This is a genomic window from Dietzia sp. MNB45, assembly GCF_051994785.1.
In the GTDB taxonomy this organism is placed as follows: domain Bacteria; phylum Actinomycetota; class Actinomycetes; order Mycobacteriales; family Mycobacteriaceae; genus Dietzia; species Dietzia kunjamensis.
Genome location: NZ_CP163397.1, coordinates 3,539,580 through 3,562,568 on the forward strand (window position 1 = coordinate 3,539,580; position 22,989 = coordinate 3,562,568).

The 22,989-nt window shown below is 69.4% G+C and carries 19 protein-coding genes and 2 pseudogenes; 8 read left to right on the top strand and 13 right to left on the bottom strand.

Going from position 1 to position 22,989, the window contains the following annotated elements; genetic code table 11:
• Positions 1-64: 64 nt before the first annotated feature.
• The 3 genes and pseudogenes from AB5G72_RS16995 to AB5G72_RS17005 form a co-directional block, all read left to right on the top strand.
• Positions 65-502 carry a nitroreductase family deazaflavin-dependent oxidoreductase gene (locus AB5G72_RS16995; protein WP_120285517.1) on the top strand — a complete coding sequence of 146 codons (438 nt, stop codon included), beginning with the start codon at positions 65-67 and terminating at the stop codon, positions 500-502.
• A gap of 57 nt (positions 503-559) precedes the next feature.
• Complete coding sequence (locus tag AB5G72_RS17000) at positions 560-1,489, top strand: patatin-like phospholipase family protein (RefSeq protein WP_120285518.1); 930 nt, start codon at positions 560-562, stop codon at positions 1,487-1,489.
• Positions 1,486-2,122 (top strand): annotated as a pseudogene (locus AB5G72_RS17005) (NAD(P)-binding protein); the annotation flags it as partial. The gene AB5G72_RS17000 and the pseudogene AB5G72_RS17005, both read left to right, overlap by 4 nt.
• A 393-nt stretch (positions 2,123-2,515) precedes the next feature.
• On the opposite strand, the gene AB5G72_RS17010 reads toward AB5G72_RS17005, so the two are convergent.
• Positions 2,516-3,457 (bottom strand): GlxA family transcriptional regulator, encoded by a 942-nt coding sequence (locus tag AB5G72_RS17010; RefSeq protein ID WP_120285520.1) that lies wholly within the window; start codon positions 3,455-3,457, stop codon positions 2,516-2,518.
• A 107-nt stretch (positions 3,458-3,564) separates the two neighbouring features.
• Here AB5G72_RS17010 and AB5G72_RS17015 point away from each other — a divergent pair, with 107 nt between their 5' ends.
• From AB5G72_RS17015 to AB5G72_RS17025, 3 genes and pseudogenes are all read left to right on the top strand, one after another.
• Positions 3,565-3,876 (top strand): putative quinol monooxygenase, encoded by a 312-nt coding sequence (locus AB5G72_RS17015; protein WP_096906522.1) that lies wholly within the window; start codon positions 3,565-3,567, stop codon positions 3,874-3,876.
• Between the two features lie 542 nt (positions 3,877-4,418).
• A pseudogene (locus AB5G72_RS17020) lies at positions 4,419-5,573 on the top strand (ISL3 family transposase); the annotation flags it as partial.
• 114 nt (positions 5,574-5,687) lie between these two features.
• Positions 5,688-5,876, top strand: coding sequence for a hypothetical protein (locus tag AB5G72_RS17025; protein ID WP_143337732.1), 189 nt, complete (start codon positions 5,688-5,690; stop codon positions 5,874-5,876).
• A gap of 45 nt (positions 5,877-5,921) precedes the next feature.
• Here AB5G72_RS17025 and AB5G72_RS17030 read toward each other — a convergent pair whose 3' ends face one another.
• A complete protein-coding gene (locus AB5G72_RS17030) occupies positions 5,922-7,178 on the bottom strand; it encodes a glutaminase (protein ID WP_096906520.1) in 1,257 nt (418 codons plus the stop codon).
• A gap of 128 nt (positions 7,179-7,306) precedes the next feature.
• Entirely contained in the window at positions 7,307-7,714 is a 408-nt protein-coding gene (locus AB5G72_RS17035; RefSeq protein ID WP_120285521.1) for a cupin domain-containing protein, read from the bottom strand.
• A gap of 230 nt (positions 7,715-7,944) precedes the next feature.
• Between AB5G72_RS17035 and AB5G72_RS17040 the strand changes: the two genes are divergently transcribed.
• Positions 7,945-8,562 carry a fasciclin domain-containing protein gene (locus AB5G72_RS17040; RefSeq protein ID WP_154830089.1) on the top strand — a complete coding sequence of 206 codons (618 nt, stop codon included), beginning with the start codon at positions 7,945-7,947 and terminating at the stop codon, positions 8,560-8,562.
• A 104-nt stretch (positions 8,563-8,666) separates the two neighbouring features.
• On the opposite strand, the gene AB5G72_RS17045 is transcribed toward AB5G72_RS17040, so the two are convergent.
• The 3 genes from AB5G72_RS17045 to AB5G72_RS17055 form a co-directional block, all read right to left on the bottom strand.
• A complete protein-coding gene (locus AB5G72_RS17045) occupies positions 8,667-10,130 on the bottom strand; it encodes an FAD-dependent oxidoreductase (protein WP_185951636.1) in 1,464 nt (487 codons plus the stop codon).
• Positions 10,131-10,246: 116 nt separating this feature from the next.
• A complete protein-coding gene (locus AB5G72_RS17050; protein ID WP_120285524.1) occupies positions 10,247-11,074 on the bottom strand; it encodes a mycofactocin-coupled SDR family oxidoreductase in 828 nt (275 codons plus the stop codon).
• Between the two features lie 76 nt (positions 11,075-11,150).
• The gene (locus AB5G72_RS17055; protein WP_440220510.1) at positions 11,151-12,671 is read right to left on the bottom strand and encodes a PLP-dependent aminotransferase family protein; all 1,521 of its coding nucleotides are present in this window, start codon (positions 12,669-12,671) and stop codon (positions 11,151-11,153) included.
• 95 nt (positions 12,672-12,766) lie between these two features.
• Here AB5G72_RS17055 and AB5G72_RS17060 point away from each other — a divergent pair, with 95 nt between their 5' ends.
• Positions 12,767-13,996 (top strand): aminotransferase class I/II-fold pyridoxal phosphate-dependent enzyme, encoded by a 1,230-nt coding sequence (locus tag AB5G72_RS17060; RefSeq protein ID WP_440220511.1) that lies wholly within the window; start codon positions 12,767-12,769, stop codon positions 13,994-13,996.
• 120 nt (positions 13,997-14,116) lie between these two features.
• Here the strand turns inward: AB5G72_RS17060 and AB5G72_RS17065 are convergent, their stop codons facing one another.
• The 7 genes from AB5G72_RS17065 to AB5G72_RS17095 all read right to left on the bottom strand — a co-directional run bounded on the left by AB5G72_RS17065 (position 14,117) and on the right by AB5G72_RS17095 (position 22,958).
• Entirely contained in the window at positions 14,117-15,301 is a 1,185-nt protein-coding gene (locus AB5G72_RS17065; protein WP_440220512.1) for an alpha/beta hydrolase, read from the bottom strand.
• A gap of 107 nt (positions 15,302-15,408) precedes the next feature.
• Complete coding sequence (locus AB5G72_RS17070) at positions 15,409-16,704, bottom strand: alpha/beta hydrolase (RefSeq protein ID WP_185951640.1); 1,296 nt, start codon at positions 16,702-16,704, stop codon at positions 15,409-15,411.
• Positions 16,705-16,785: 81 nt separating this feature from the next.
• Positions 16,786-17,280, bottom strand: coding sequence for a glutathione peroxidase (locus tag AB5G72_RS17075; RefSeq protein WP_069389837.1), 495 nt, complete (start codon positions 17,278-17,280; stop codon positions 16,786-16,788).
• A 174-nt stretch (positions 17,281-17,454) separates the two neighbouring features.
• A complete protein-coding gene (locus tag AB5G72_RS17080) occupies positions 17,455-17,844 on the bottom strand; it encodes a DUF6262 family protein (protein ID WP_010079171.1) in 390 nt (129 codons plus the stop codon).
• Positions 17,844-19,319 carry a tyrosine-type recombinase/integrase gene (locus AB5G72_RS17085; protein WP_440220513.1) on the bottom strand — a complete coding sequence of 492 codons (1,476 nt, stop codon included), beginning with the start codon at positions 19,317-19,319 and terminating at the stop codon, positions 17,844-17,846. The genes AB5G72_RS17080 and AB5G72_RS17085 overlap by 1 nt, the downstream gene beginning before the upstream one ends.
• Positions 19,316-20,434: a site-specific integrase gene (locus AB5G72_RS17090; protein WP_440220514.1), complete on the bottom strand. Its 1,119-nt coding sequence runs from the start codon at positions 20,432-20,434 to the stop codon at positions 19,316-19,318. The genes AB5G72_RS17085 and AB5G72_RS17090 overlap by 4 nt, the downstream gene beginning before the upstream one ends.
• Before the next feature lie 424 nt (positions 20,435-20,858).
• Positions 20,859-22,958: a HEAT repeat domain-containing protein gene (locus AB5G72_RS17095; protein ID WP_440220515.1), complete on the bottom strand. Its 2,100-nt coding sequence runs from the start codon at positions 22,956-22,958 to the stop codon at positions 20,859-20,861.
• Between the last annotated feature and the right edge of the window lie 31 nt (positions 22,959-22,989).

Sequence of the window (22,989 nt, forward strand, 5' to 3'; positions counted from 1 at the left end):
GAGCGCGCCTTGCCAAGCGTAGTGTCGCCCTGAGCCGACGGAACCCCATCACCGAGGAGCCCCGATGCCACTGTCCGGCGAGTACGAGCCCAGCCCGAGCGAGTGGGTTCGGATGCAGGTCGAGACCTACGAGAAGACCGACGGCGCGGAGGGCGGCGACCTCGCCGGCATCCCCGTGGTCATCGTGACCACCGTCGGCCGGAAGTCCGGCAAGCTGCGCAAGACCCCGCTGATGCGCGTCGAACACGAGGGGTCGTACGCGGCCGTCGCCTCGCAGGGCGGCGCTCCCACCCACCCGGTCTGGTACTGGAACATGAAGGCCGACCCGCACGTGGAGGTCCGCGACAGGGACCGGGTCGGCGACTACACGGCCCGCGAACTCAGCGGCCCCGAGCGAGACCGGTGGTGGGACCGGTCCGTCGCCGTCTACCCTGACTATCGCGACTACCAGCAGAACACCGACCGGATCATCCCTGTGTTCGTATTGGAGCCGCGCGATTAGGATCAGCGCGGGGCTCTCCGGGGCGGCGCCCCCCGCGGGACACGGGGAGGGCGCCGGATGAGTCGCACCGCTCTCGTCCTCGGCTGCGGGGGCACGATCGGTGGGGCCTGGATGATCGCCGCCCTCCACGCGCTCACCGAGCAGACGGGATTCGACCCCCGGGAGGCGGACGTCCTCCTGGGGACCTCGGCGGGCGCCGAGCTGGTGACCATGCTCGCCGGCGGCATCGGGGTCGACGAACTGGTCGATATGCAGCGCGGGCAGGCCTGCGACATGCGACTCCGCGAACACGTCGCCTCCACCCCGCCCGGGCGGCCGCCACTGCCCCGGCTCCCACTGCTAAACCCCGGTCTGCTCCGCACACGGTCCGGACTGGGCGCCCTCACCGGTATCGCGCCCACCGGCCGAGCCGACGCCAGCTGGCTGCAGCGGCTCGCCGAGGGCTTCGAGGTCGGCGCCTGGCTCCCCCACACCGGTGCCCGGATCGTAGCCTACGACGTCCTCGCCGGGGAGCGGGTACTGTTCGGCGCCCCGGGCTCGCCGATGGCCACCGTCGGCGAGGCGTTGCGCGCCTCCTGGGCGACCCCCGGGTGGATGCCGCCGGTGCCCGTCGGTGACCGGATCTTCGTCGACGGCGGCATGGGCTCCACCGCGTCCGTGGACCTGATCGGGCCGGAGGACGCCGACCTCGTGTTCGTCCTCGCCCCCATGGCCTCGGCGCCCGGCGTCCGCGTCCCCGGCCGGGGCGGCGGGATCGAGTACGGGCTGATCCGCCGCCCGATGTCCACCCAGCTGCACGACGAGGTCGCCGCCGTCCGTGCGCGCGGCGCCACCGTCGTCCCGATCCTGCCCACCACCGTCGACCTCGCCGGCCTCGGCGCCTACTTCATGAACGCCTCCCGACGGGAGGCGGCGTTCGAGTCGTCCATGGTGACCGCGCCGGACACCGTCCGCGATGCGCTGACGGACAACGCGGTCGACGTGTGAGTCCGGGTCGATCGCGCGAGGGGCGCGAGCCGCGCGTGGTGATCGTAGGGGCCGGGGTCGCCGGCATCACCGCCCTGCACGTCTTCCACGAGCGCGGCTTCGCCGACGTCACCGTGCTGGAGAAGGGCTCCGACGTCGGCGGGGTCTGGTACTGGAACCGCTACCCGGGCCTGACATGCGACGTGCCGTCCCAGCTCTACCAGTTCCGGTTCGCGCCGAAGCCCGACTGGTCGCGCGTGTGGGCCGACGGCGCCGAGATCCAGCGCTACCACCGCCGGGTCGTCGACGACCTCGGCCTGGCCGGGCACATCCGGACCGACACCCCGCCACGGAACTCCGCCAGTCCGGGGACGTACTACCGCGCCATCCAGCGCAGCGACGCCGAGCTCGTCACCGACGCCATCGCGCAGGTCACCCCGGGACGGGATCCGCACCGCCGACGGCACCGAGCGGCCCGCCGACGTGATCGCGCTGGCGACCGGCTTCCGCGCGCACGACTACATGCGTCCCATGGAGGTCGTCGGACGCGACGGCCGCACCCTCGAGCGCGAGTGGGCCGACGGCCCGCGCGCCTATCGGATGACCGCCGTCCCGGGCTTCCCCAATGCGTTCACCGTGCTGGGCCCCAACTCGGCTCTTCCCAGATGAGGGTGTAGGTCGGCCGGGCGCGTCGGTCCGCAGATAGACGTCGAGATCTCCCGACGATGGAGGTTCCTACGCCATCCATCCGAAAGACCTCGACGTGTCCGACGCTACCCCGCCGGCCGGCTTCGGCCGCCCTGACCTGACCGCCTTCGCGGCTTATCCCAATCGACCCTGATCGGGTCTGCTGATCCTCTCAACGAGAACGCAGCGACATCACAGCCACCCACCCCCGACCGTCCGGGAAGCTGGGGCACGTCACATGGCCTGTGCTGCGGGCGTGTCGAGTGGGTCGTCCAGGGGCGACGCAGGAGCGTCGACGCGACGTGCTGAGAGGTGGTTCCAACCGGGCGCTAGGACACTGGCTACAGGCATGGCGATAGGTCAGGAACGGCGTCGCTCCCTACGCAGGAGGGAGCGCAGAGTCTCGGCGTTTGCGTAGCCGACCCGTAGCGCGATCTCGGCGGAGGTGAGGTCCGTGGTTGCGGAGAGGTGCCGAGCTCGTTCGATGCGAAGCCGTTGGACGAAGCCGAGCGGAGTGAGGTTGAGCGCCGCACGGACTCGTCGTTCGAGGGTGCGCCGGCTGGTGCCGAGCGACTGCGCGATGAAGGCGACGTTCAACGGTTCGTCCAGGCGGGCGCGCACGAAGCGTTCGAACTCGACCACGATCGGGTCCTCGTGCCGGAGATGTTCGTAGGCGACGAAGGCCGCCTGCGACGGGCGCTCGTCGATGATGAGGAGCTTGGCGACATGTTGGGCCAGGTCGGGGCTGATCGATCGCACGAGTGAGAGCGCGAGGTCGATGTGGGCGAACGCGGCGCCGGCGGTGACGAGGTTCCCGTCGACCACGACCATGGTGTCGAGATCGAGGGCGACGGTCGGATAGCGCTTCAGGAACTCCGGCCCCAGGAACCAGCTGGTCGTCGCCCGCCGATGATGCATCCGTCCGGTCTCGGCGACAGCGAACACGCCGGTGCACGCCGCGGCGATCCGGGTGGTCGCCTCGTCGAGGCGCCCGAGCGAGGCGATGACCGAACGAGCATCTCGGCTCTGGAGGGCGTCGTTGGTAGCGGCGGCCGTAAGGGTTCCAAGCGCAGGGACGACGACCACGTCGAACTCTGCGGACTCCGACAGCGGGTGGTCCACCGACAGGGTCATCGATGCCGTCGTGGTCACTCGCCGTTTCGGACCGAGGATGGCGAGTGTGATCGGGTCGATCCGCGGGTCGACATCGCCGCGGGCTCCGTCGGCCACCCGCACGATGTCGATGATCGACGCGATAGCCGAACCGAAGCAGCCGTCGATCGCGATCAGTCCGATACGCATGGCGTAAACAATAGCAATGCTGCCGTATACGCCACTTCCCACCGGCCCTCGCTCGTCATACGCTGAACTCGTCCCACGAAGAACCCCGATTTCAAGGAGAGTCCCTCATGTCCACACCCGCATCACTTCCGTATGCCTTCGTCGCCAAGATCGTCGCGGCCGATGGACAGCACGACGCGCTCGCCGATCTGCTCGCCGGCGCTGTCGCACTCGCCAACGAAGAAGCAGGAACGATTGTCTGGTTCGCGGTCAGGACCCACGCCGACACCTTCTGGATCTTCGATGCATTCCCCGACGAGTCCGCTCGCGACGCCCACGCCAACGGCGCCATCGTCGCAGCCCTGACGGACAACCAGCACCTCCTCGGCGCAGCACCCGAGATCCTGGCGGCCGACGTCCTCGCGTCCAAGCTCCCGTAGTCCGCCAACGCACGAGACGATCGCGCCCCGCCGAGCCGTCGCCAGGTCGCGACGCAACGCCATGCTGCGTTGCCGAGCGGTGCGAGGCCTATCGGCACACGGACAGGATGCAGGCCGCGAGCGCTCAGCCGGCGAGGGGTCCGTCGCAGAGAAGAGCGACGTCGGTGTCGGGCAGAGCCGTGAGGCCAGCGCATCGCTCGACCACCAGAACCGAACCGCCCCTGCCCTGCGTTTCCGCAGGTCAGGGGCTGTTCGCCGGAGCCGCCTGTCGGAATCGAACCGACGACCTAATCACGTCGGCTTTGCGTCTATCGCTTGATGCGCCCCACTGGGCGAACGAGCTGCTGAACTGCGCAAACGCCGAGCGTGGGGGACGCCGCCATCCGGTGGTGACCGACGACGACCGACCAGTACCGACCGTTTCACCGGAGCTTGCGGCGGCGTCGAAGCCGAGCAAGCTCCATTCCTTTAGCTCACCGCGCCCTCCTCCTCGCCGGTCCCGTCGTCGTCGAAGACGTTTCAGGGGTCTTCTCAGATGACGGTGTAGGTCGGCCGGGCGCGTCGGTCCGCAGATAGACGTCGAGGTCTCCCGACGACGACCGACCGTGCTGGAAGTTGTAGTGCGCCGCTACCGCTGTGCCGACTGCGGACACGTGTGGCGCCAAGACACCAGCGCCGCGGCGGAGCCACGCGCGAAGCTCTCGCGCACCGGGCTGCGGTGGGCGCTGGAAGGGATCGTGGTCGCACACCTCACCGTCGCCCGTGTCGCCGAGGGACTCGGGGGCGCGTGGGACACCGCCAACAACGCGGTCCTGGCTCAAGGCAAGCGGCTGCCGATCAACGACCCCACGCGGTTTGAGGGCGTGAAGGTCATTGGCGTCGATGAGCACGTCTGGCGCCACACCAGGCGTGGCGACAAGTACGTCACCGTGATCATCGACCTCACCCCGGTCCGCGATGGCGCCGGCCCAGCAAGGCTGCTGGACCTGGTCGAGGGCCGGTCGAAGGCGGCGTTCAAGACCTGGCTCGCCGACCGCGACGACGCCTTCCGTGACGCGGTCGAGGTGGTCGCGATGGACGGCTTCACCGGGTTCAAGACCGCCGCTGCAGAGGAGATCCCGGACGCGGTCACGGTGATGGATCCCTTCCACGTCGTGCGCCTGGCCGGTGACGCCCTCGACAGGTGCCGGCGCCGGGTCCAACTCGCGATCCACGGGCACCGTGGGTTCAGGGACGACCCGCTCTACAAGTCGCGGCGCACGCTGCACACCGGCGCGGACCTGCTGACCGACAAGCAGAACGACAGGCTACGCGCGCTGTTCGTTGATGACGCTCACGTCGAGGTCGAGGCGGCCTGGGGTGTCTACCAGCGCATGATCGCCGCCTATCGCCACGAGGACCGGCAACGTGGCCGCGAGCTCATGGAGAAGCTGATCACCGACCTCAGCGCCGGCGTCCCCAAGGTGCTCACCGAGCTCACCACCCTGGGCCGGACCCTGAAGAAGCGAGCCGCTGACGTGCTCGCCTACTTCGAACGACCCGGCACCAGCAACGGGCCGACCGAGGCGCTCAACGGACGGCTCGAACACCTGCGCGGCTCCGCACTCGGGTTCCGCAACCTGACCAACTACATCGCCCGAAGCCTGCTCGAGACCGGCGGCTTCAGACCCCAACTCCTACACCCCCGATTGGGATGAGCCCCCAACTCCCCCACCGGCTCGATCTCACTGCAGCACACCGCCGAGCTCACCGCCCGGTACATCGCCCACTGGATCGAACTCCTCCGCGACGGCGCGATCCGGTCGGTGGAGGTGACCGAGGAGGCGACCGCCGAGTTCAACGACGACGTCGCCGGGGCGATGGGGCCGACGGTCTGGAACACCGGCTGCCACTCCTGGTACTTCCACGACGGCGGCACGATCGACCTGTTCCCCTTCGACCGGGCGCGACTGGCCGAGCTCATGAGGGAACCGGACCACTCGCACTTCCGGGTGGGCTGAGTGACCGGTGCCGCTGGGTGCGCCGGGCTGGCGCGCCCGGGCTAGCTAGCGGGCCGCCCGCCGGTTGACCGGCCGGGTCCCGTCGCCCAGGTCCGGTCGGGGGAGGCGCCGGCCCGGGTCGGCCAGACCGACGACGTGGCCGTCCGCCGACAACCGCGTCATCGCCTCGAGCAGCATCCGGCGCGCGCTCGTGTTGACCGAAGACACGCGGCTGAGGTCCAGGGTCACCTCGCTCGGCCCCTCGGGGATCTCGGCGAGACGCCGCAGGACCTGCTCGGCGCTGGCGAACGTCATGGGGCCCTGCAGCCGGAAGGTGCGGCGCCCGGAGATCTCGTCGAACCGCACCGAACGGACGGCCTCCACGTCCGTGACGGTGGTGTTCATCAGGTGCAACTCGAGATCGTGGGACAGCCGCTCGAAGGTGCGCACACCCTCCACGCTGTGGCCGTGCTCGTCGAGTCGCGGGGAGAACACCCCGAGCCCGACCTGCCCGGGCAGGGCACCGAAGATCCCGCCCGACACCCCGCTCTTGGCGGGGATCCCCACGGTGGACATCCAGTCCCCGGCGGCGTCGTACATCCCGCAGGTGGCCATCACGGCGAGCACCTGCCGGGCGACCGGCGCCGAGACCACCCGCTCCTTGGTGACCGGGTTGATGCCGCCCGTCGCCAGCGTCACCGCCATCACCGCGAGGTCGCGCACGGTCACCCGATAGGCGCACTGCCGGGTGTAGCCGCGCACCACCTCATCTGGGTCGTTCGCGATGATCCCGCCTGCGCGCACAAGGTTGGCCATGGCCCGGTTGCGGAACGCCGTTCGCAGCTCGGAGTCGAGCACGGCGTCGTCCACTCCGAGCTCGCGGCCCGCGAAGGCGGACAACCCCTGCCTCACCGCCTCGTCACGGTCGTCCTGGGTCGCGTCGGGCTCGCTCACCAGCGTGTGCGTGGTGATGGCCCCGATGTTGATCATCGGATTGCGCGGCCGGCCCGTCTCTCGGTCCAGGGAGATCTGGTTGAACGCGTCCCCGGACGGCTCCACCTCGACCTTCTCCAGGACCGCCTCGATTCCCCGGTCCCGCAGCGCGAGCGCGTAGACGAACGGCTTGCTCATCGACTGGATGGTGAACTCGGCGTCCGCGTCCCCGGCGGTGTAGACGATGCCGTCCATCGTGCAGGCGGCCACCGCGAACCGGTCGGGGTCCACGGCCGCGAGTTCGGGGATGTAGTCGGCGAGCCGGCCGGCGTCACCGTTCGAGCAGGCGTCGCGGATCTCGAGCAGATAGTCAGGTACCGGCGTCTTCACGCCACCAGCGTGTCATGCCGGAGGGCCCGGGGCGGCGTGTGCACCGCCCCGGGCCCTCCGGCACCGCGAACCGGTCGCGGCCATGATCGTCGTCAGCGCTCGTGGTAAATGGTCGTCAGTGGTCGTGCTCAGTGATCGTGGTGGTCGTCCGCCTTGGTCGGGTGGACGGTCCCGTGCTCGTGCTCCGGCGGACCGTACAGTGAGTACACCTTGAGGTCCTCCTCGCCGGTGTTGGTGACGTTGTGCCAGCTCCCGGCGGGCACGAGGATGACCCAGTCGTCGGAGACCTCGCGCACGAAGTCGAGCTGATCCTTCGCGGGGCCCATCTCGACCCGGCCCTTCCCTGCCTCGACGCGCAGGAACTGGTCGTGGTCGTCGTGGACCTCGAGACCGATGTCGTCCCCGGGCTTGATGCTCATGACGGTGAGCTGCATGTGCGATCCCGTCCACAGCGTGGTGCGGTAGTTGTCGTTGGCGAGGGTGGCGTCCTCGATGTCGACGACGAACGGGTTCGGACCCTGATCGGTGGGGCTCATCGATGCTCCTGCTTCTTCGTAGACGGATGTACGCGGTGGCCGGCGGCCAGCGTTCCATCTCGAGTTTCGACGACTCCCGGGACGCTCGCAAGCAAGGGCATCCTCCCGAGGCGCGGCCCGGGGGACCTGTCCCCATCCCGTCACGGGGCCACAACGATCAGGCCACGGGGGTTCACGTACCCCCTGTGCAGTGCGGACACTGACGGGCAACCCCGACGAAAGGAAGCTTGATGAAGCGGACGATCGCAGTGACGGGAGCCATCGGTCTCGCGGTGTTCATGGGAGCGTGCGGCACCGACGATGACGGTGGCACGACCACGGCCGACGAGACCACCACGGAGATGATGACGGAGGAGACCACCACCGACGAGACCACGAAGGACCAGACCACCACCGAGGAGACCGGCGCTGCGGCCGAGGGCGACATCGTCGACACGGCGAACGCCGCGGGCGACTTCACCACCCTCACCCAGGCCATCGAGGCCGCGGGCCTGACGGAGACCCTCAAGGGGCCCGGTCCGTTCACGGTCTTCGCCCCCACGGACGAGGCGTTCGAGGCCCTGCCCGAGGGCACGCTGGACGAGTTGCTGGCCGACCCCACGGGCGACCTGGCGCAGATCCTGCAGTACCACGTGATCGAGGGTGAGGTCCCCGCGGCCGACGTCCTCGAGATGGACGGCCAGACGGTCGCGACCCTCCAGGGCGGGGAGCTCACGGTCGAGGTGGAGGGCGAGAACGTCGCCCTCGTCGACGGCAACGGCACCCGCATCAACGTCGTCCAGACCGACGTGGACGCCACCAACGGCGTCATCCACGTCCTCGACGGAGTCCTGATGCCGCCCGCCTGACCCGCCGGTGACACTCGCTGCGCCCCGACCCGGCCCTTCCCCGACCGGCCGGGGCGCGGCTCATGTCAGCCGGTCGTGTCAGCTGCGCGCGCCAGCCGGTCGGGTCAGCGGGGCGTGTCGTACCTCTTGAGGTCACTGGTGGCCGGGCCCTCGATGAGCTCGCCACACGCCGAGAAGCGGGACCCGTGCCAGGGACAGTCCCACGACCGCTCCACGTCGTTCCACGTCAGCGCGGCTCCCATGTGGGGGCACAGCAGGCCGACGCGGCAGGTCTCGCCGTCGTCGCCCGTCGCCTCCCCCATCGGTCGGATACTCGGCCGTGGCTTGCGCACGATCGCCTGCGCCGCGGTCGCCGCGAGCTGGACGGGCACGTCCGCGAACAGGGGCACGGCGTTCTTCGCGATGCCCGTGATGCTGGGCTTGCCGAACGACACCCGCGGGTCCACGCCCTCGAGCCGGTCCACCATGATCCCGGCCGCCGCCGGCGCGCCCGTGAGGCCCCACTTGCTGTAGCCGCCCGCGAAGTGCACGCGCCCCTTGCCCCACGGCAGGGGCCCGGACTTGGGCAGCATCGTCACCGGGTGGAAATCCTGCGCGGACCAGCCGTGGGTCATCGTCGCGCCGGGGAAGTACTTCTCCGCGTACTCCCGCAGCGAGTCGATCTTGGACGCGGTGCCCGTGGCGGTGCCGGTGCGGTGCCCGTTGCCGCCGACGAACAGCACCTCACCGCCGGGTGAGGGCACCGTCCGCAGCGAGCGGACCGGGCTCTCGACCGAGCCGTACATCCCCTCCGGCAGGCCACCGGGGTACTCGAACGCGCAGAGGTAGGACCGTTCGGGTTCCATCGTCGCGACGGTCGGGCCGCGGTCCAGGGCCGGGGACGCGGTCGCCAGCACGACGTCGCGGGCGGTCATCGTTCCCGGATGGGCGGTGACCTCGACGAACGCGTCGTCCCCGGTCCCCTGCGCTGTGAGTGCGGTGACACGGGCGTGCTCCACGATCCGCACGCCGAGGGCCGTGGCCGTGCGGGCCAGCGCCGCGAGCGCCTCCACCGGGTCGATCTGCATCTGATCCGGCAGCTCCACGGCGGACCGGGCCGGGAACGGCACGTCCACCCGGTCGTACCAGCGGGCGGGCAGACCCAGGTCGACGAGGGTCTTCATCTCCTTGCGCAGGGTCGACGTGCCCATCCGTCCCTTGGAGAACGTCACCGCACGCCGACGCTGGGAGTCGACGCCGTGGGTCTCGCAGAACTCGGCCCACCAGTCGAGTCCGTACCGGTTGGCGTCGGCGTACGCGCGCGCCGTCTCCAACCCGTGCTTGGAGCGGATGCTCGACAGTCGGGTGCCCTGCAGGACCGAGACCTTGGCCGTGGTCGCGCCGCTGGCCCCCGCGCCCACCGTGTGCGCCTCCAGGACCACGACCGCCTTGCCGCGCGCGGCGGCCATCAGCGCCGTGATCAGGCCGGTGAACCCGGCCCCCGCGATCACCAGGTCGACGTGCTCGCCGTCCGGGAACTCGGCCGCCGGGGAATCGATCGTCGTGCGTCGCCAGAATGAAGTGCCCATCGTGCGCCTCCTGGAGGGTGCTCGCCGCGGATGTCGCTGGCGCTCACAGTAAGACCGGTCACGTCCCCCCGCATCCGCTCCTCCGGCCGCCGGTCTCCCCACCGGCGGCCGGCCGGCTACTTCGCGGTGAACCCCGCGTCGACGGGCATCGTCACCCCGGTGACGTGGCGGCCGGACTCCTCCACCAGGTAGAGAACGGCCCGCGAGATGTCGATGGGCTCGAGCATCGGCACGGGCAGGGCGTTGCCCATCGTGTGGCCCTCGGGGTTGTTCGCGAACCACCTGGCCATCTCGTCGTGCGCCACCATCGCGGTCAGGACGCCGGCCGGGTGGATCGTGTTGATGCGGATGTTGTGCGGCGCGAGCCAGATCATGAAGCTGCGCATGAGCCCCACCACCCCGTGCTTGCTGGCTGTGTACCCCGTGGCCGCGCCTGACCCGTCGCCTCCCCGCCCGGACAAGCCGTTGGTCGACGAGATGAGGACGATCGACCCGCCCTCTCCGCGCTCGATCATCAGCGGGGCGATGGCGTGGACCGTGTTCCACACCCCCACGAGGTTCACCATGATGGTGTCCAGGAACGCCTGCTGGGCGTCCGGTTCCTCGCCGCGCTGGGAGTTGATCCCCGCGTTGGCCACCACGATGTCCGGGACGCCGAAGCGCTCCCGGCAGGCGTCGACCGCCGCCGCGACGTCCGCCGGCTCGCGCACGTCGCCCGTCACCGCGACGATCTCCCCGCCGACCGCCTCGACCTCGGCGACCGTCTGCTGCAGGTCATCGGCGGTTGCCAGCCCGTAGGGGACGGTGTCGATGTCCTCGCAGATGTCCATCGCGAGGATCCGCGCTCCCCGCCGGGCGAGCTCCACGGCGTGACTGCGCCCCTGCCCCCTCGCCGCGCCGGTGATGAAGGCGACCCTGCCCGCCAGTGACTGTTCCTGACCCATGTGTGAACCGCTTTCCGATGCGATGAGTTGACTACCGTCAGGATTCAAGCACCGGCCGGGCGCCCGCGGACGGAGATCATCCGGATCCGAGCCGCTCCAGCACCCGTCGGAGCTCCACCGCGAACCCGGCCGCGTCGCGCGAGGAGAGCCGCGCATAGCTCAGCACCAGGCCGGACACCGCGTGTTGCGCGGACTGCCCTCCGAGCGACCGCGTGCGCCACCCGGCCCGCTCGAGCGCGCGCACCACCTCGTCGTCGTCATATCCGGGCAGCACCACACACAGGTGCAGCCCCGCTTCCACGCCCGTGACCTCGAGGTCCGGGCATTCCCGGCGCAGCGCCGCCACGAGCCGGGAACGACGGTCGCTGTACACGCGCGCCGCCCGCGCCAGGTGCCGGTCCATCGCGCCCGAGGTGATGAACGCGGCCAGCGCCTCCGCCGGCAGTGAGGACGGACCCCGGCGGTGGACCGCGAGCCAGCGCTCGACCTCGCGGCGCATCGCCGTCGGTGGCAGGCACCACGCCACGCGCAGGTCCGGGGCCACGGATTTGGAGGACGTGCCCACGTAGGCGACGTGGTCGGTGGCCGCGGGGAGGCTGACCAGCGCGGGCAGCGGGGCGACGCCGTAGCGGAACTCGCCGTCGTAGTCGTCCTCGATCACCAGCGACCCGGTCCGACGCGCCCACTCCACGAGCGCGACCCGGCGGTCCACACTCATGCGGTGCCCCAGCGGGAACTGGTGCGCCGGCGTGGTGAAGACGATCGCCGGCTCCGCCCCCAGCCGCGCAGCGTCGAGGCCGCCCGGCCGCGCGGGATGGAACCGCACCTCCAGGCCCTGCTCCCGGGCCATGAGCACCGCACCGCGGTACCCGGGGTCCTCGGTGTGGAACCGCACGGTCCCGCCCCCGGCCCGCCCCTGCTGCCCGGCGACGAACGCCGCGCACAGGGCCGCGATCGCCGACCGCGAGCTGTCGAACAGCAGCGGGTCGCCCGCGGCGATCCCCCGATGCCGGCGGAGGTGATCGGCCACCGCGACGCGCAACGCCGGGCTCGGTTCCTCCCACGGGTTCAGGCCCGCCAGACCCTGCGCCGCGGCGGCGCGCACCGCCGACCGCCAGGCACGATCGTCGACGAGGGAGGCGTCGGGGATCCCGGGACGGAGATCGCGCGGCGACCGGCCGCGGCGCGGTGCGGGTGGGACCGGCTCCGGGGGCGCGGGTGACGCAGTGGTCGCCGCCGAAACCTCCGGTGACGAGGTGCGGGCGCCCTGCCGCATGAGTGGCGACGACGACGACGAGGTTCGGCTGACTCCGCGCGTCCGCGCCCCGGCCCGTGCAGCCTGACCGGCTCCGGCGGCGACCCGGGTCCCCGACCCCTGGGTGGAGACGATGAAGCCGGCCGCCGACAGTTCATCGAACGCGCGAACCACGGTCCCGCGGGAGAGTCCGGTCTGCTCGGCGAGCGCGCGCGTGGAGGGCAGCCTGTCGCCGTCGGCCACGGATCCGTCGGCGACCAGATCGATGATCGCGTCCGCCAACTCCGCAGCCCCCGACACCTGCCCCACCACCAGGGATCCGGAGCGAGCGGTGCGGGCCATGGGGGAATCGTAGGTCACGGCGTCGCACAGTGGTCTCACAATTCTGCGCGAAATGGTCCTTCCGGGGGCGCCACTTTCGGGGTGGGATGGGGTCCATGACGACCTACCGCCAGTCCCGACGACTCCGCGACGTGCGCTACGACGTGCGTGGCCCGATCCTCACCGAGGCGATGCGCCTCGAGGCCGAGGGACACGACATCCTGCGGCTCAACCTGGGCAACATGCACCCCTTCGGGCTGACCGCCCGGCCGGAGCTCGTCGACGCGGTGGCGGCGGGACTCGCCGCCGGGCAGGCCTACTCCGACTCCCGCGGCATCCCCACCGCCCGCGAGGCCGTGACGGACTACTACCGCCGACACGGGATCGGTGGCGTCTCGCCCGAGAACGTCTTCCTCGGCAACGGCGTGAGCGAACTCATCACGCTGGTCCTGCAGGCCATGGTCGACCCTGGCGACGAGATCCTGGTCCCCGCCCCCGACTACCCGACCTGGACGGGCGCCGTGAACCTCACCGGAGGCGTGCCCGTGCACTACCTCGCCGACGAGTCCGACGGCTGGAACCCGTCGCTCGAGGACATCGAATCCAGGGTCACCCCACGCACCACCGCCCTGGTGATGATCAACCCCAACAACCCCACGGGCGCGGTGTACAGCGAGGACACCGTCCGGGGGATGGCCGACATCGCGCGCCGCCACGGGCTCGTCCTGCTGTCCGACGAGATCTACGAGAAGGTCCTCTTCGGCGACGCCCGCCACCACCACGCCGCGTGGGCGGCCGGCGACGACGTACTGTGCCTGACCTTCGGCGGGCTGTCCAAGGCATACAGGGTGTGCGGCTACCGGGCCGGCTGGGTGGTCGCGACCGGCCCGATCGCCGACGCCACCGACCTACTGGAGGGACTGACCCTGTTGTCCAACATGCGGGTCTGCCCCGGCGTCCCCGCGCAGCACGCGATCCCCGTCGCCCTGGCCGAGGACTCACCGTGGGGCCACGACGTGGTGGACCCGGACGGCCGACTCGAGCGGCAGCTGGCCCGGACCGCCGAGCGCCTCAACGCCATCCCCGGCGTGAGCTGCGTGGCGCCGCGGGGCGCGCTGTACTGCTTCCCGCGCCTCGACCGCGAGATGTTCGGCATCTCCAGCGACGAGCAGTTCGCCCTGGACCTCCTGCGCTCCGAGCACGTGCTGGTCACCCACGGCACCGGCTTCAACTGGCCCGAACCCGACCATTTCCGCATCGTGTGCCTGCCGGAGGCGCCGGTGCTCGACCGCGCGCTCGACGCGATCGCCCGGCACCTGGACCGCCTGCGGCTGGCCGCGGCCTGACCAGCCGCCGCATCGACCCCGTCGACTCCATCGAAAAGACAGTTCCGCACACGTCGCGCGAGAGGCGGGTGTGCCGAACTGTCTTCTCGACGGGCGTGCGCGGGGGGCTTCCGCCGGGGATCAGTTCTGGAGAGCCGGCTTGATGTGGTCCCAGCCGGGCGTGATGTAGTCGACGAACGTCTGCCACCCGTGGAGGCCCTCGTCGCCGTAGTCCACGCGATGCGCGATGCCGTGGCGGTCGAGTTCGCGGGAGAAGCTCCTGGCCCCCTCGATGACCCCCTTTTCCAGCACCAGGCCCTGCAGCATGGCGAAGTAGTCGTCGCCGTAGTTCCGGAGATCCCCTTCGGACACCGCCGTGCCCCCGGTCGCGAAGTACACCGCGGTGCCCTCGAGACCCTCCGGGTGGGAGATCGTGTCGTGGTACTTCCACAGATCGCTTCCGCGCGGGCCCCACATGTTGGCGGAATCGCCGCCGCGCCCATCCACCGAGCCACGGACCGACTGGTAGCCCAGCTCGTCGGTGGTCGAGTAGTAGCCGGAGAGCGCCATGACGCCGTCGTACAGCTCCGGGTAGGTGGCCGCCAGGTGCATTGCGGCCTGCGCACCCATCGACGCGCCGGCGATTCCGTTCTTGCCGTTGTGCTTCGTACCCCGGGTCGCCAGTTCTGCCTCGACGAGGTCGGGCAGCTCCTCGGTGAGGAACGTCTCCCACTTGTTGTAGCCGAAGACCTCGTCCTCGCTCTGCCAGTCGGACCAGTACGAGGAGGGGCCTCCCGTAGGTGTCACCAGGTGGACGTTCTCCTCGGCCATGCGCGCGGGCATGTTCCCGGCCCGCTTCCAGCCCGAGTTACCTTCGACCGAGTCGACCCCGTCGAGGAGATACAACACGGGCGCCGGACCCTCGTCCGTCACGCGGGACGGGAGCACCTCGAGCACGACCTCGCGCTGCATGGCGGCGGAGGTGACGAGCCAGTGCTCGTACTCTCCGTGCTGGGTGATGGCGCGGAGCTCGACTGCGTCGATCGACTCGTCGCGCGGTCGCGGCGGGTTGGGGAGTTCCACGTAGGACCCGGTGCCACCGAGCGGGATGTTGGTGGAACCGGCCGACCCGAGCGACCCGAGTGTCGAGCCCAGCGGAAGGGACCCGGCCGCCGACCCGATCAGCTCCACTTCCTCGAGTCCCAGGGACGAGGTGTCGATATCGCCGCCGATCTGGGCGGAGGCGGGCGCGGCGAATCCCAGGGACAGGATGGCCGCGAGGACGGTGGCGGTAGCGGTGGCGCGGCGACGGACGCGGGTGTTCATCGGGGTCCCCTCATTGTGAGTGTGGCCGAGGTGGGTGCGGCCGAGCGATACAGAAGCGGTCCCGCGCCCCGGTGTGGGAGCGCAGGACCGCTTCTCGAGAAGGTCGATCAGGAACCGGTGGACCCGGAGGAGCCCAGGGATCCGGAGGTCCCCAGGGAACCGGCTGAGCCGGATGCACCCGGGGTGCCCGTTCCGGGCTCGACGTCTCCGCCGTACAAGGCGGGCTTGATGTAGTCCCATCCGGACTCGAAGTTCTTGAGGAAGTTCGGCCAGTTGTGCAGGCCGGTGTCGGCGAAGTCCACCTTGTGCTCGATCCCGGCACGATCGAGTGCCTTCTCGAAGGCCTTCGAGTTCTCGTACACGCCCATCTCCAGCACCAACCCGATTATCAGGTCTTGGTAGTTGGCACCGTATTGCTTGACGTCATCGGGACCGATCTCGGCGTTTCCGGCCGAGAAGTACACAGCCTTGCCGCGCAGACCCTCCGGGTGAGAGATGGTGTCGTTTTCCGCCCACCGCGCGCTACGGTGCGGGCCCCACATGTTCTCGACGTCTCCACCGCGAGTCTCAACGGAGAGCCGCACGGTCTGGTACCCCAGGGCGTCCATGGTCGAGTAGAAGCCACTGAACGACATCACGGCGTCGTAGACATCGGGGTGTGTAGCCGCAAGATGCATGGCCGCCTGAGCGCCCATGGAGATGCCGCCGACGGCTGCCTTGTCATTCGTGTTGAGCCGCTCATCGACGATCGCCGGCAGTTCCTCGGTGAGGAACGTCTCCCACTTGTTGTTGCCCAAGACCGGGTCGATCTCCTCCCAGTCGGTGTAGTACGAGGCGTAGGCACCCGCCGGGTTCACCACGTGAACGTTCTCGTCCTCCATCCGATCAGCGATGTACGCCTGGTGAGCCCAGCCGGTGCTGCTGATCGGCGCACCCACGCCGTCGAGCATGTAGAGGACGGGCGCCTCGCCCGTGCCGCGCGAGGGGACGACCTCGACGGTGATCTCACGCTGCATTGCCTTCGAGGCGATGGTCCAGTACTCGTACGCCTGATCGTTCCCGGCCTTATCGGCGCGGTAGCGCTCGATTCCACGAAACTCCGTCTCGGTGATCGAGGTGTCGACCGGCGTCGGTTCGCCGACAGGAGCCGAGGAGCCCTCGCCGAGCGGGACGTCGGCGGAACCGACCGACCCGAGGAGTCCGGCGGCCGAGCCGATCGGCACGGAGCCGACGGCGTCGATGATCGCCTCGAAGTCTTCCTGGCCGAGCGCCGACGGATCGATGAGTGTCGAGGGGTCGATGCTGGCGGTCTGGGCGAAAGCGGGAGTGGCCGACCCGAGGGTCAGGGCGACGGCGAGTGCGCCGGCGGTCGCAGCCGCGGCGCGGCGGAGTCCGAAGGACATGAAGCTCCAAATGTTGTAAGTAGTGACTTACGAAGCTTAATCCGTTCTCAGCTCAAATCGTTACTCACGCCGTGCGAGTCACTACCCCCTCAGTGCCGCCTCGACCGCCTCCCGCAGGTCCTCGGGCTTCCGGTTGGGTCCGAACCTGTCGATCACGTGGCCGTCGCGGCCCACGAGGAACTTGGTGAAGTTCCATTTGATCCGGCCGCCGAGCACCCCGGACTTCTCGGACTTGAGCCACTCGTAGAGCGGGTGAGCATCCGAGCCGTTGACCTCGATCTTGGAGAACAGCGGGAACTCCACGCCGAAGTTGCGCTCGCAGAACGCGCCGATCTCCTCGTCGGAGCCCGGCTCCTGGTGCGCGAACTGGTCACACGGGAACCCGAGCACTACAAAGCCCTCGTCGCGGAACTCCTCGTACAGCTTCTGCAGCCCCTTGTACTGGGGTGTGAACCCACACTTGCTCGCGGTGTTGACCACCAGGACGACCTGCCCGGCGTAGTCGGACAAGTCCTTCCCGCTCCCGTCGAGCAGGCTCGCCCGAAAATCCGCGAGAGTTGTCTGGTCGTGGCGCATGGGCACTCCTCGTCGTCGCCCCGGCCCCGGTCGGCCGGCCCTCGACGCCATTGTGACCGTTATCTGGAGTCTGGTCAGACGTGGCCGTGACGTCCAGCACAAGACTCAGCGGATCGGAGGTCTTCCTTGTGGACGTGGTTATCTGGGGTCGTCCGTCAAGCTGCTCGGCCCCAGTCACCGCTCCGGGTTCGACGCCCGTAGTCGGCCGAGGGCGTGTTCCAGTTGTTTCCGGAGTCGCTGGTTCTCGGCGGTGAGGTCGCGGACGCGCGCGTTGGCAACTTCGAGGCGGCGTATCAGGGATGCATCGGTGGAACGTTGAGACGCGGGCAGTGGTGCGCCGACGGCACCCTGCTGGAGGCCGCGGAGCCGGCGGACCTCGGCGCAGATGTCGTCCTGGGTGTAGAGCCAGGACCGCGAGACGTGTGCCTTCTGCGCGACGATCTGGAAGGTGACTGCTCCTCCCTCGCGGTCGAGGTCGCGAAGAGCCTGGGTGGCTTTGGCACGGGCGGTCTCGTGGCGCCGCTGGGCGGCGGCGATCAAGTGGTGGCTGTTATCGGCATGCATCAGGTACTTGCCTCGTCGTCCTGGTCGTCCTCCAACGAGGTGATGATCTGATCGAGGTTTCCCAGGACCTGCTGGTTCATCTCGATCAGTCGTTGCTGGCCGCGGGCTTCGGCAGCGGTGATGATCTGCACGACCTGTTGACGATGCTGGCGGTGCTCGGGCAGGGACTCGGAGGTGGTGATGAACATTGGGCAGCTCAGGCACGCGTTCGCGTGCGGGCAGGATTGCTGGACCGGCAGTCCGCAGAAGCCGTTGGGCAGGGCCTGGGTGGCCCGCCCGACGCGCTGCTTGGCCCAGGCCGCCTCGGCCAAGGGGCCGTCCGGGTCGAGGGTGACGGTCTCGCCCTTGATGTTGACCTTCCGTGAAGCTTCCCAGTGCCGGCGGATCGTGGTGTCACTGAGCCGGGCATAGTGGGCGGTCATGACGTGGGAGTCGTGGTCGAGAATCCGCCGGACCACTTCTTGGGGGACGTCTCGGTTGATCAGTCTCGTACCCAGGGTGTGCCGGAAACTGTGCGGGACGACGCGAACGGGCTGGCCGTGCTCATCACGGACGTCGCAGCGCTTGAGCCAGCTGTGCAGCGCCTTGCGGTAGACCCCGTCCCCGACCGACTCGCGGCCGTCGTCGTTGTCCGTGACTCGCGGGAAGAGCACCGGCTCCCCGCCCGGCCACCGCTCGTGCACACGGCGACGCTGCGCAGTGATGGCTTCGGCGAGGTCGGCGTCGATGGGCACCAGGGCTTCGCGTTTCATCTTGCGGTTGAGGTAGCGCAGGTAGGGCGCTCCCTCGCCGTCGTAGACGATGCAGTCGGTCGGCAGACGGACGGTGTCGGTGATGCGCAGCCCGCAGCCCATCAGGATCAGCGTGATCAGCTCATAGGCGGCGTTGTTCCACTTGGCGAGGTTGTCCGGGTTCTCCAGCTGAGCCATCACGGTTTCGCTCAGCGCGCGCGGTTGCCGGATGGCCTCCTTGGGGAAGTCCTCGCTGAAGAACATCACCGTCGAAGGCAGGGAATCGTCCCAGCCGTGCTGCCGGATGGTGGTGAAGAACAGGTCCAGCTGGCCGATCAACATGCGGTGCTTCACGGTGCCCGAGAACCGGGCGTGCAGGTGCGCGAGGTAGCGCTCCAGCAGGTCCCGGTCCAGGTCTGCCAGCCCCTGGACGGAGGGTGCCACGTCCGCGAGGAACTGCCCGAAGTGCGCGATCGCCCGCGTGCCCGAGGAGACGCTGACCACCCCGAGGCCCGTGGCCAGGCGCCAGCGGGCCCAGCGTTTGGCCAAGGCTTTGAGCCAGGGCTGCGGGATGTCCTCGAAGGTGATCCGGGCCAGCCGTCCGTGCTTGATGCCAAGTTCACGCAGCCGCCAGACGTCCTTGCCGTACTCAGCATCCCAGCTGTTGGTCTGAAGGGACGTTCGGCGCCGCTCACGCCCGGCCCTTGATGGCTGTTCGGGCGCCAGCGGGCTCGGCGCACTCACAGTCGCCCCTCTCGGCCGGTGAACCAACCCGCTTCCTCCAGCGCCTTGCGAGCGTCCTCGGCGCTCAGGTGCCCGTAGACGGCGGCGGTGGTGGTGATGTCGGCGTGGCCGAGGAGCTTGGAGACCACCTCGATCGGCACACCGTCGCGCAGCATCCGGGTCGCGGCGGTGTGGCGGTACCAGTGCGGGTCGAAGTCGATCCCGGTGCGCCGCCGCAGACGCTTGACCAGGTCGTAGACGGCCGTGTAGGTCAGCGGGTGACCGTGGGGTCGGCCCCAGAGGTTGACGAAGACGTAGTCGGAGTCTAGATCGTCGTACTCCAGGTGAAGGTAGTCGGCGTAGAGCCGGACCAGCTCCGCGCTGACCGGCACCGTCCGCGGTGCGCATGACTTGGAGCGGGCACCGTTGCCATTGACCCGGCGCTGGACCGTGATCTGGGACTCGGCAGCGGCAATGTCCTCATGCCGCAGCCCCAGCGCCTCACCGATCCGCATCCCGGTGTCGAACAGCACCGCGAACAAGAACCGGTCCCGCAGATGGTCACAGGCATCGAGGATCGTCTGCACCTCGGCGGCGGAGAGCACGCGCGGGAGCTTGCTCTGCGCGCTCAGCACGATGGCCCGCCGAGCCTGCGGTTTGCCCTTGCTGATGTGGTGCAAGAACGGCTTCCACCCCGAGCCACGACCTCCGGCCGGCTGCCACGTCCTGAGCAACTCCCCGAGGTCGACGCCGTGGCGCGCCGCGTGCTGGTAGAAAGCGCTGAGCGCGGAGAGTTTCCGGTTGACCGCGGACTCAGTGCAGTGATGCTCCACCGACGGCAGGATCGGGACCGTCCCGTCGCGCAGCTGCGGCGGTCGGCGTAGCCAGGCGACGAACTCGGCGACGTTCTCCAATCGCACCTCACGCCAGTCCAGGTTCTGGGCACCGAGGAACACGAACCAGTCCTTCAGGTCGTGGGCGTAGGCTTTGACCGTGTTCGGAGACCGCTCGATCTGAGTCAAGTACGCGAGGTACCGCTCGATCGGAGTCACCGGGGCACCGTAACCGTCCAGCACCGTCCATGACTCCACGGCATCGACCGGCGATAGCACCCGCTGGACAAATAGGTCTCTCATGTGGCGCTGGAAACGCTCCGCTGGCCTCGCTTCGCTGCGCCACGGATGTGGCGGGAGCATGCGCGGCGATTGTTGGCGTTGCTGGCGTCCAGGAACGGGCGGCCACAGTGACTGATGCTGCACGCCTTGACCCGGTGCCATCCTCCGAACTGGACGAGGAGATAGAGGAGGTGGCGAATCTCCTCGTCTGCGAGGGGTTCGTTCCAGCCGGTGCGCCATCCACGGGTGGGCGTCGTGGGACAGCGCGCGAGGTCATTCCATAGGAGCTCCAGAGCTGTTACACCGTCGGGCAGCAACGTGATGTAGCGCCGGAGGATGCCTGGACTCTTTTCAGCGTGCGTTGCGAGGATTGCTGCCAGACGCGTGATCTCGCCGGTGCGAGCGTCGAGGCCCCTGCCCGCCCGTCCTGGACGTGGTGGCGTGGTCATCTCGTGCGTTCCGTTCTGGACTGCGCGCGGTTCGCGATGGCACGGAGTCGCGGATCGTCCGCCTCAGTGTGGCGGGAGAGGACCACCTGAGCTGTCGGAGTGCGCAGTTCGTACAGGGCCATGGCCGCCGAGAGGCGAACCTCTTCGTCGGTGTCCTGCAGCGCCTGGGCCAGGGCATCGGTGGCACCTTCGGCACCCGTGCCGATGAAGCCGAGGACTTCGGCGGCGTGGCGCCGCACTGGTGCCTCGTCGCTGGTCAGTGACGTGACGAGGAATGGCACAGCCGTTCCGCCGAAGGATGCGAGGTCGCGGGTGAGTCCGTTCTGACTGGTGCTGTCGCCGGTTCCCAGATGCGCTGCCAGGGTCGGGATGGCTCGGGGGTCGCCGATGCGGGTGAGTGCCCACCTGGCCTTGGCCGCCACGCCGGGGTCGTCGTCGGTTACCAGCGGCACGATGGTGTTTGTGGTCGCTGGGTCCGCGATCTTGCTGAGGACGTGCAGCGCTTGCACGCGCGAAGCAGTATCGGCCCCGGCCAGGGCGTCCAGCAGAAGGGGTGTGGCTGCCTCCGCGACGCGGGTGACCGCCCAAGAGAGCGTGTCGCGGACGAAGAAGTCCTGCTCGGACCACAACCGTGCCACAAGCACCGGAGCGGCAGCAGGGTCGGCCAACGTGCCGAGGTCGAGGGCCGCGGTCTGACGCACATCCCGGTCGGGGTTCGTGAGCCCGTGGAGAGCATCGTCGACCTGTGGGTTGCCGGTGGGCTCAATCGGCTCGCCCAGGCCTGCGGCAGCGGCGAACTCCGGCCACATCTCCGTGATGGCCGCAAGGATCTTCGCCTGGGAGTCGGACAGCCACGTGATGGTCGCGGACTCACTGGGGCCGCCTTCGTAGCCCGCGAGGTCCACGGCGCGTCCCTCGACCCATGTCCGGCGCACGCGGGCGGTGTCAGCGATGACGTCGAGGGGATTGCCGGCCACGAGCACGAGGTCTGCCCTCTTGCCTGGGCTCAGGGTTCCGCGGTCGTGCAGGCCGAATAGGCGCGCCGGCACGGAGGTTGCGGCGCGCAAGGCGTCGGCGGGACCGAGGCCGGCTGCTGTAGCCAGGTGGTGAATCTCCCGGTGGAGGCTGGCGCCATAGATCAGGCCGGGGTTCGGGACGTCCGTTCCGGCGAGGATCGCACAGCCGCGCCGTGCCAGTTCACGGACGTTGGTAGAGGCCGCACCCAGGTTCGGTCCGGTGGGTGGCATCCACCGCCGGGCTTGAGTGTCGAGCATCTCGCGCCAGGCCGGTGTCAGCTGGGTATCGAGCGGGACGTCCTCGCGCAGCGGCATGATCCCTGCGCGCACGGGGAAGCCGTCCGAGATCGTCAAGGTCGCGATGACAGCGAGCCCGGCCGTGGCCACCTCGTCCAGCTGCGTCTGGCTCATGGGGACGAACGGCACGTGCGCGAGCATGTCCACCCCGCACCGGGCGACGAGTGCTGCTCCCTCGCCCGTCGAGACGTGAGCGACGACCGGCAGCCCGGCGGTATGCGCGCTCTGGACAAGGGCGAGGATCGTCGCCTCGTCTAGGGCCGGGATGTCCAGCATCGCCCCAGACCCGTCGTCGTAGATTACCTTCAGGTGCGTTGCGCCCTCGGCCACCCGGCCAGCCACGAAGGGCTCTGCATCGCCCGGGCCCGTGACATAGGGAAAGGGCGAGTACGCCATTGTGGGGTGTCCTCCCGGGGCGGTTGCGCCGATGCTCGAGGTCACGAAGTCCGCGCGCGCAGGTCCGTCGCCGCGGCGAGAGGTGAGCACCGCCGTGCGTTCAGCCGCGATGAGGTCCGGCTTGGAGAACTGGTCGACGAGAGTCGTCACGCCGAACTGAGCGGCGAGCACGGTGCACTCCGGCGCCAGATGCACGTGCGCGTCAATGAGACCGGGCAGCAGCGTCCCGCCCTCGCCGTCGATGACCACATCTCCCGCTCGAATGATCTCCTGCTCGCCGACCGCGTCGACCAGACCCCGATCAACACGCACGTGCGTTCCAGCAAGAACTGCCGTCCCATCGAAAATGCGGTCTGCCTTGATGACGAAGGGTTGTGCTGCACTCATACAGGCGACGTTAGAAGTTGCCGTAGCGAGA

Bases quoted from the DNA above. Each gene is read 5' to 3' on its own strand.
- AB5G72_RS17065 (WP_440220512.1), bottom strand. From the start codon at position 15,301: ATGAACACCCGCGTCCGTCGCCGCGCCACCGCTACCGCCACCGTCCTC.
- AB5G72_RS17050 (WP_120285524.1), bottom strand. From the start codon at position 11,074: ATGGGTCAGGAACAGTCACTGGCGGGCAGGGTCGCCTTCATCACCGGC.
- AB5G72_RS17010 (WP_120285520.1), bottom strand. From the start codon at position 3,457: ATGCGTATCGGACTGATCGCGATCGACGGCTGCTTCGGTTCGGCTATC.
- AB5G72_RS17095 (WP_440220515.1), bottom strand. From the start codon at position 22,958: ATGAGTGCAGCACAACCCTTCGTCATCAAGGCAGACCGCATTTTCGAT.
- AB5G72_RS17090 (WP_440220514.1), bottom strand. From the start codon at position 20,434: ATGAGAGACCTATTTGTCCAGCGGGTGCTATCGCCGGTCGATGCCGTG.
- AB5G72_RS17075 (WP_069389837.1), bottom strand. From the start codon at position 17,280: ATGCGCCACGACCAGACAACTCTCGCGGATTTTCGGGCGAGCCTGCTC.
- AB5G72_RS17055 (WP_440220510.1), bottom strand. From the start codon at position 12,671: ATGGCCCGCACCGCTCGCTCCGGATCCCTGGTGGTGGGGCAGGTGTCG.
- AB5G72_RS17040 (WP_154830089.1), top strand. From the start codon at position 7,945: ATGAAGCGGACGATCGCAGTGACGGGAGCCATCGGTCTCGCGGTGTTC.
- AB5G72_RS17015 (WP_096906522.1), top strand. From the start codon at position 3,565: ATGTCCACACCCGCATCACTTCCGTATGCCTTCGTCGCCAAGATCGTC.
- AB5G72_RS17070 (WP_185951640.1), bottom strand. From the start codon at position 16,704: ATGTCCTTCGGACTCCGCCGCGCCGCGGCTGCGACCGCCGGCGCACTC.
- AB5G72_RS17060 (WP_440220511.1), top strand. From the start codon at position 12,767: ATGACGACCTACCGCCAGTCCCGACGACTCCGCGACGTGCGCTACGAC.
- AB5G72_RS17045 (WP_185951636.1), bottom strand. From the start codon at position 10,130: ATGGGCACTTCATTCTGGCGACGCACGACGATCGATTCCCCGGCGGCC.
- AB5G72_RS17035 (WP_120285521.1), bottom strand. From the start codon at position 7,714: ATGAGCCCCACCGATCAGGGTCCGAACCCGTTCGTCGTCGACATCGAG.
- AB5G72_RS17000 (WP_120285518.1), top strand. From the start codon at position 560: ATGAGTCGCACCGCTCTCGTCCTCGGCTGCGGGGGCACGATCGGTGGG.
- AB5G72_RS17080 (WP_010079171.1), bottom strand. From the start codon at position 17,844: ATGCATGCCGATAACAGCCACCACTTGATCGCCGCCGCCCAGCGGCGC.
- AB5G72_RS16995 (WP_120285517.1), top strand. From the start codon at position 65: ATGCCACTGTCCGGCGAGTACGAGCCCAGCCCGAGCGAGTGGGTTCGG.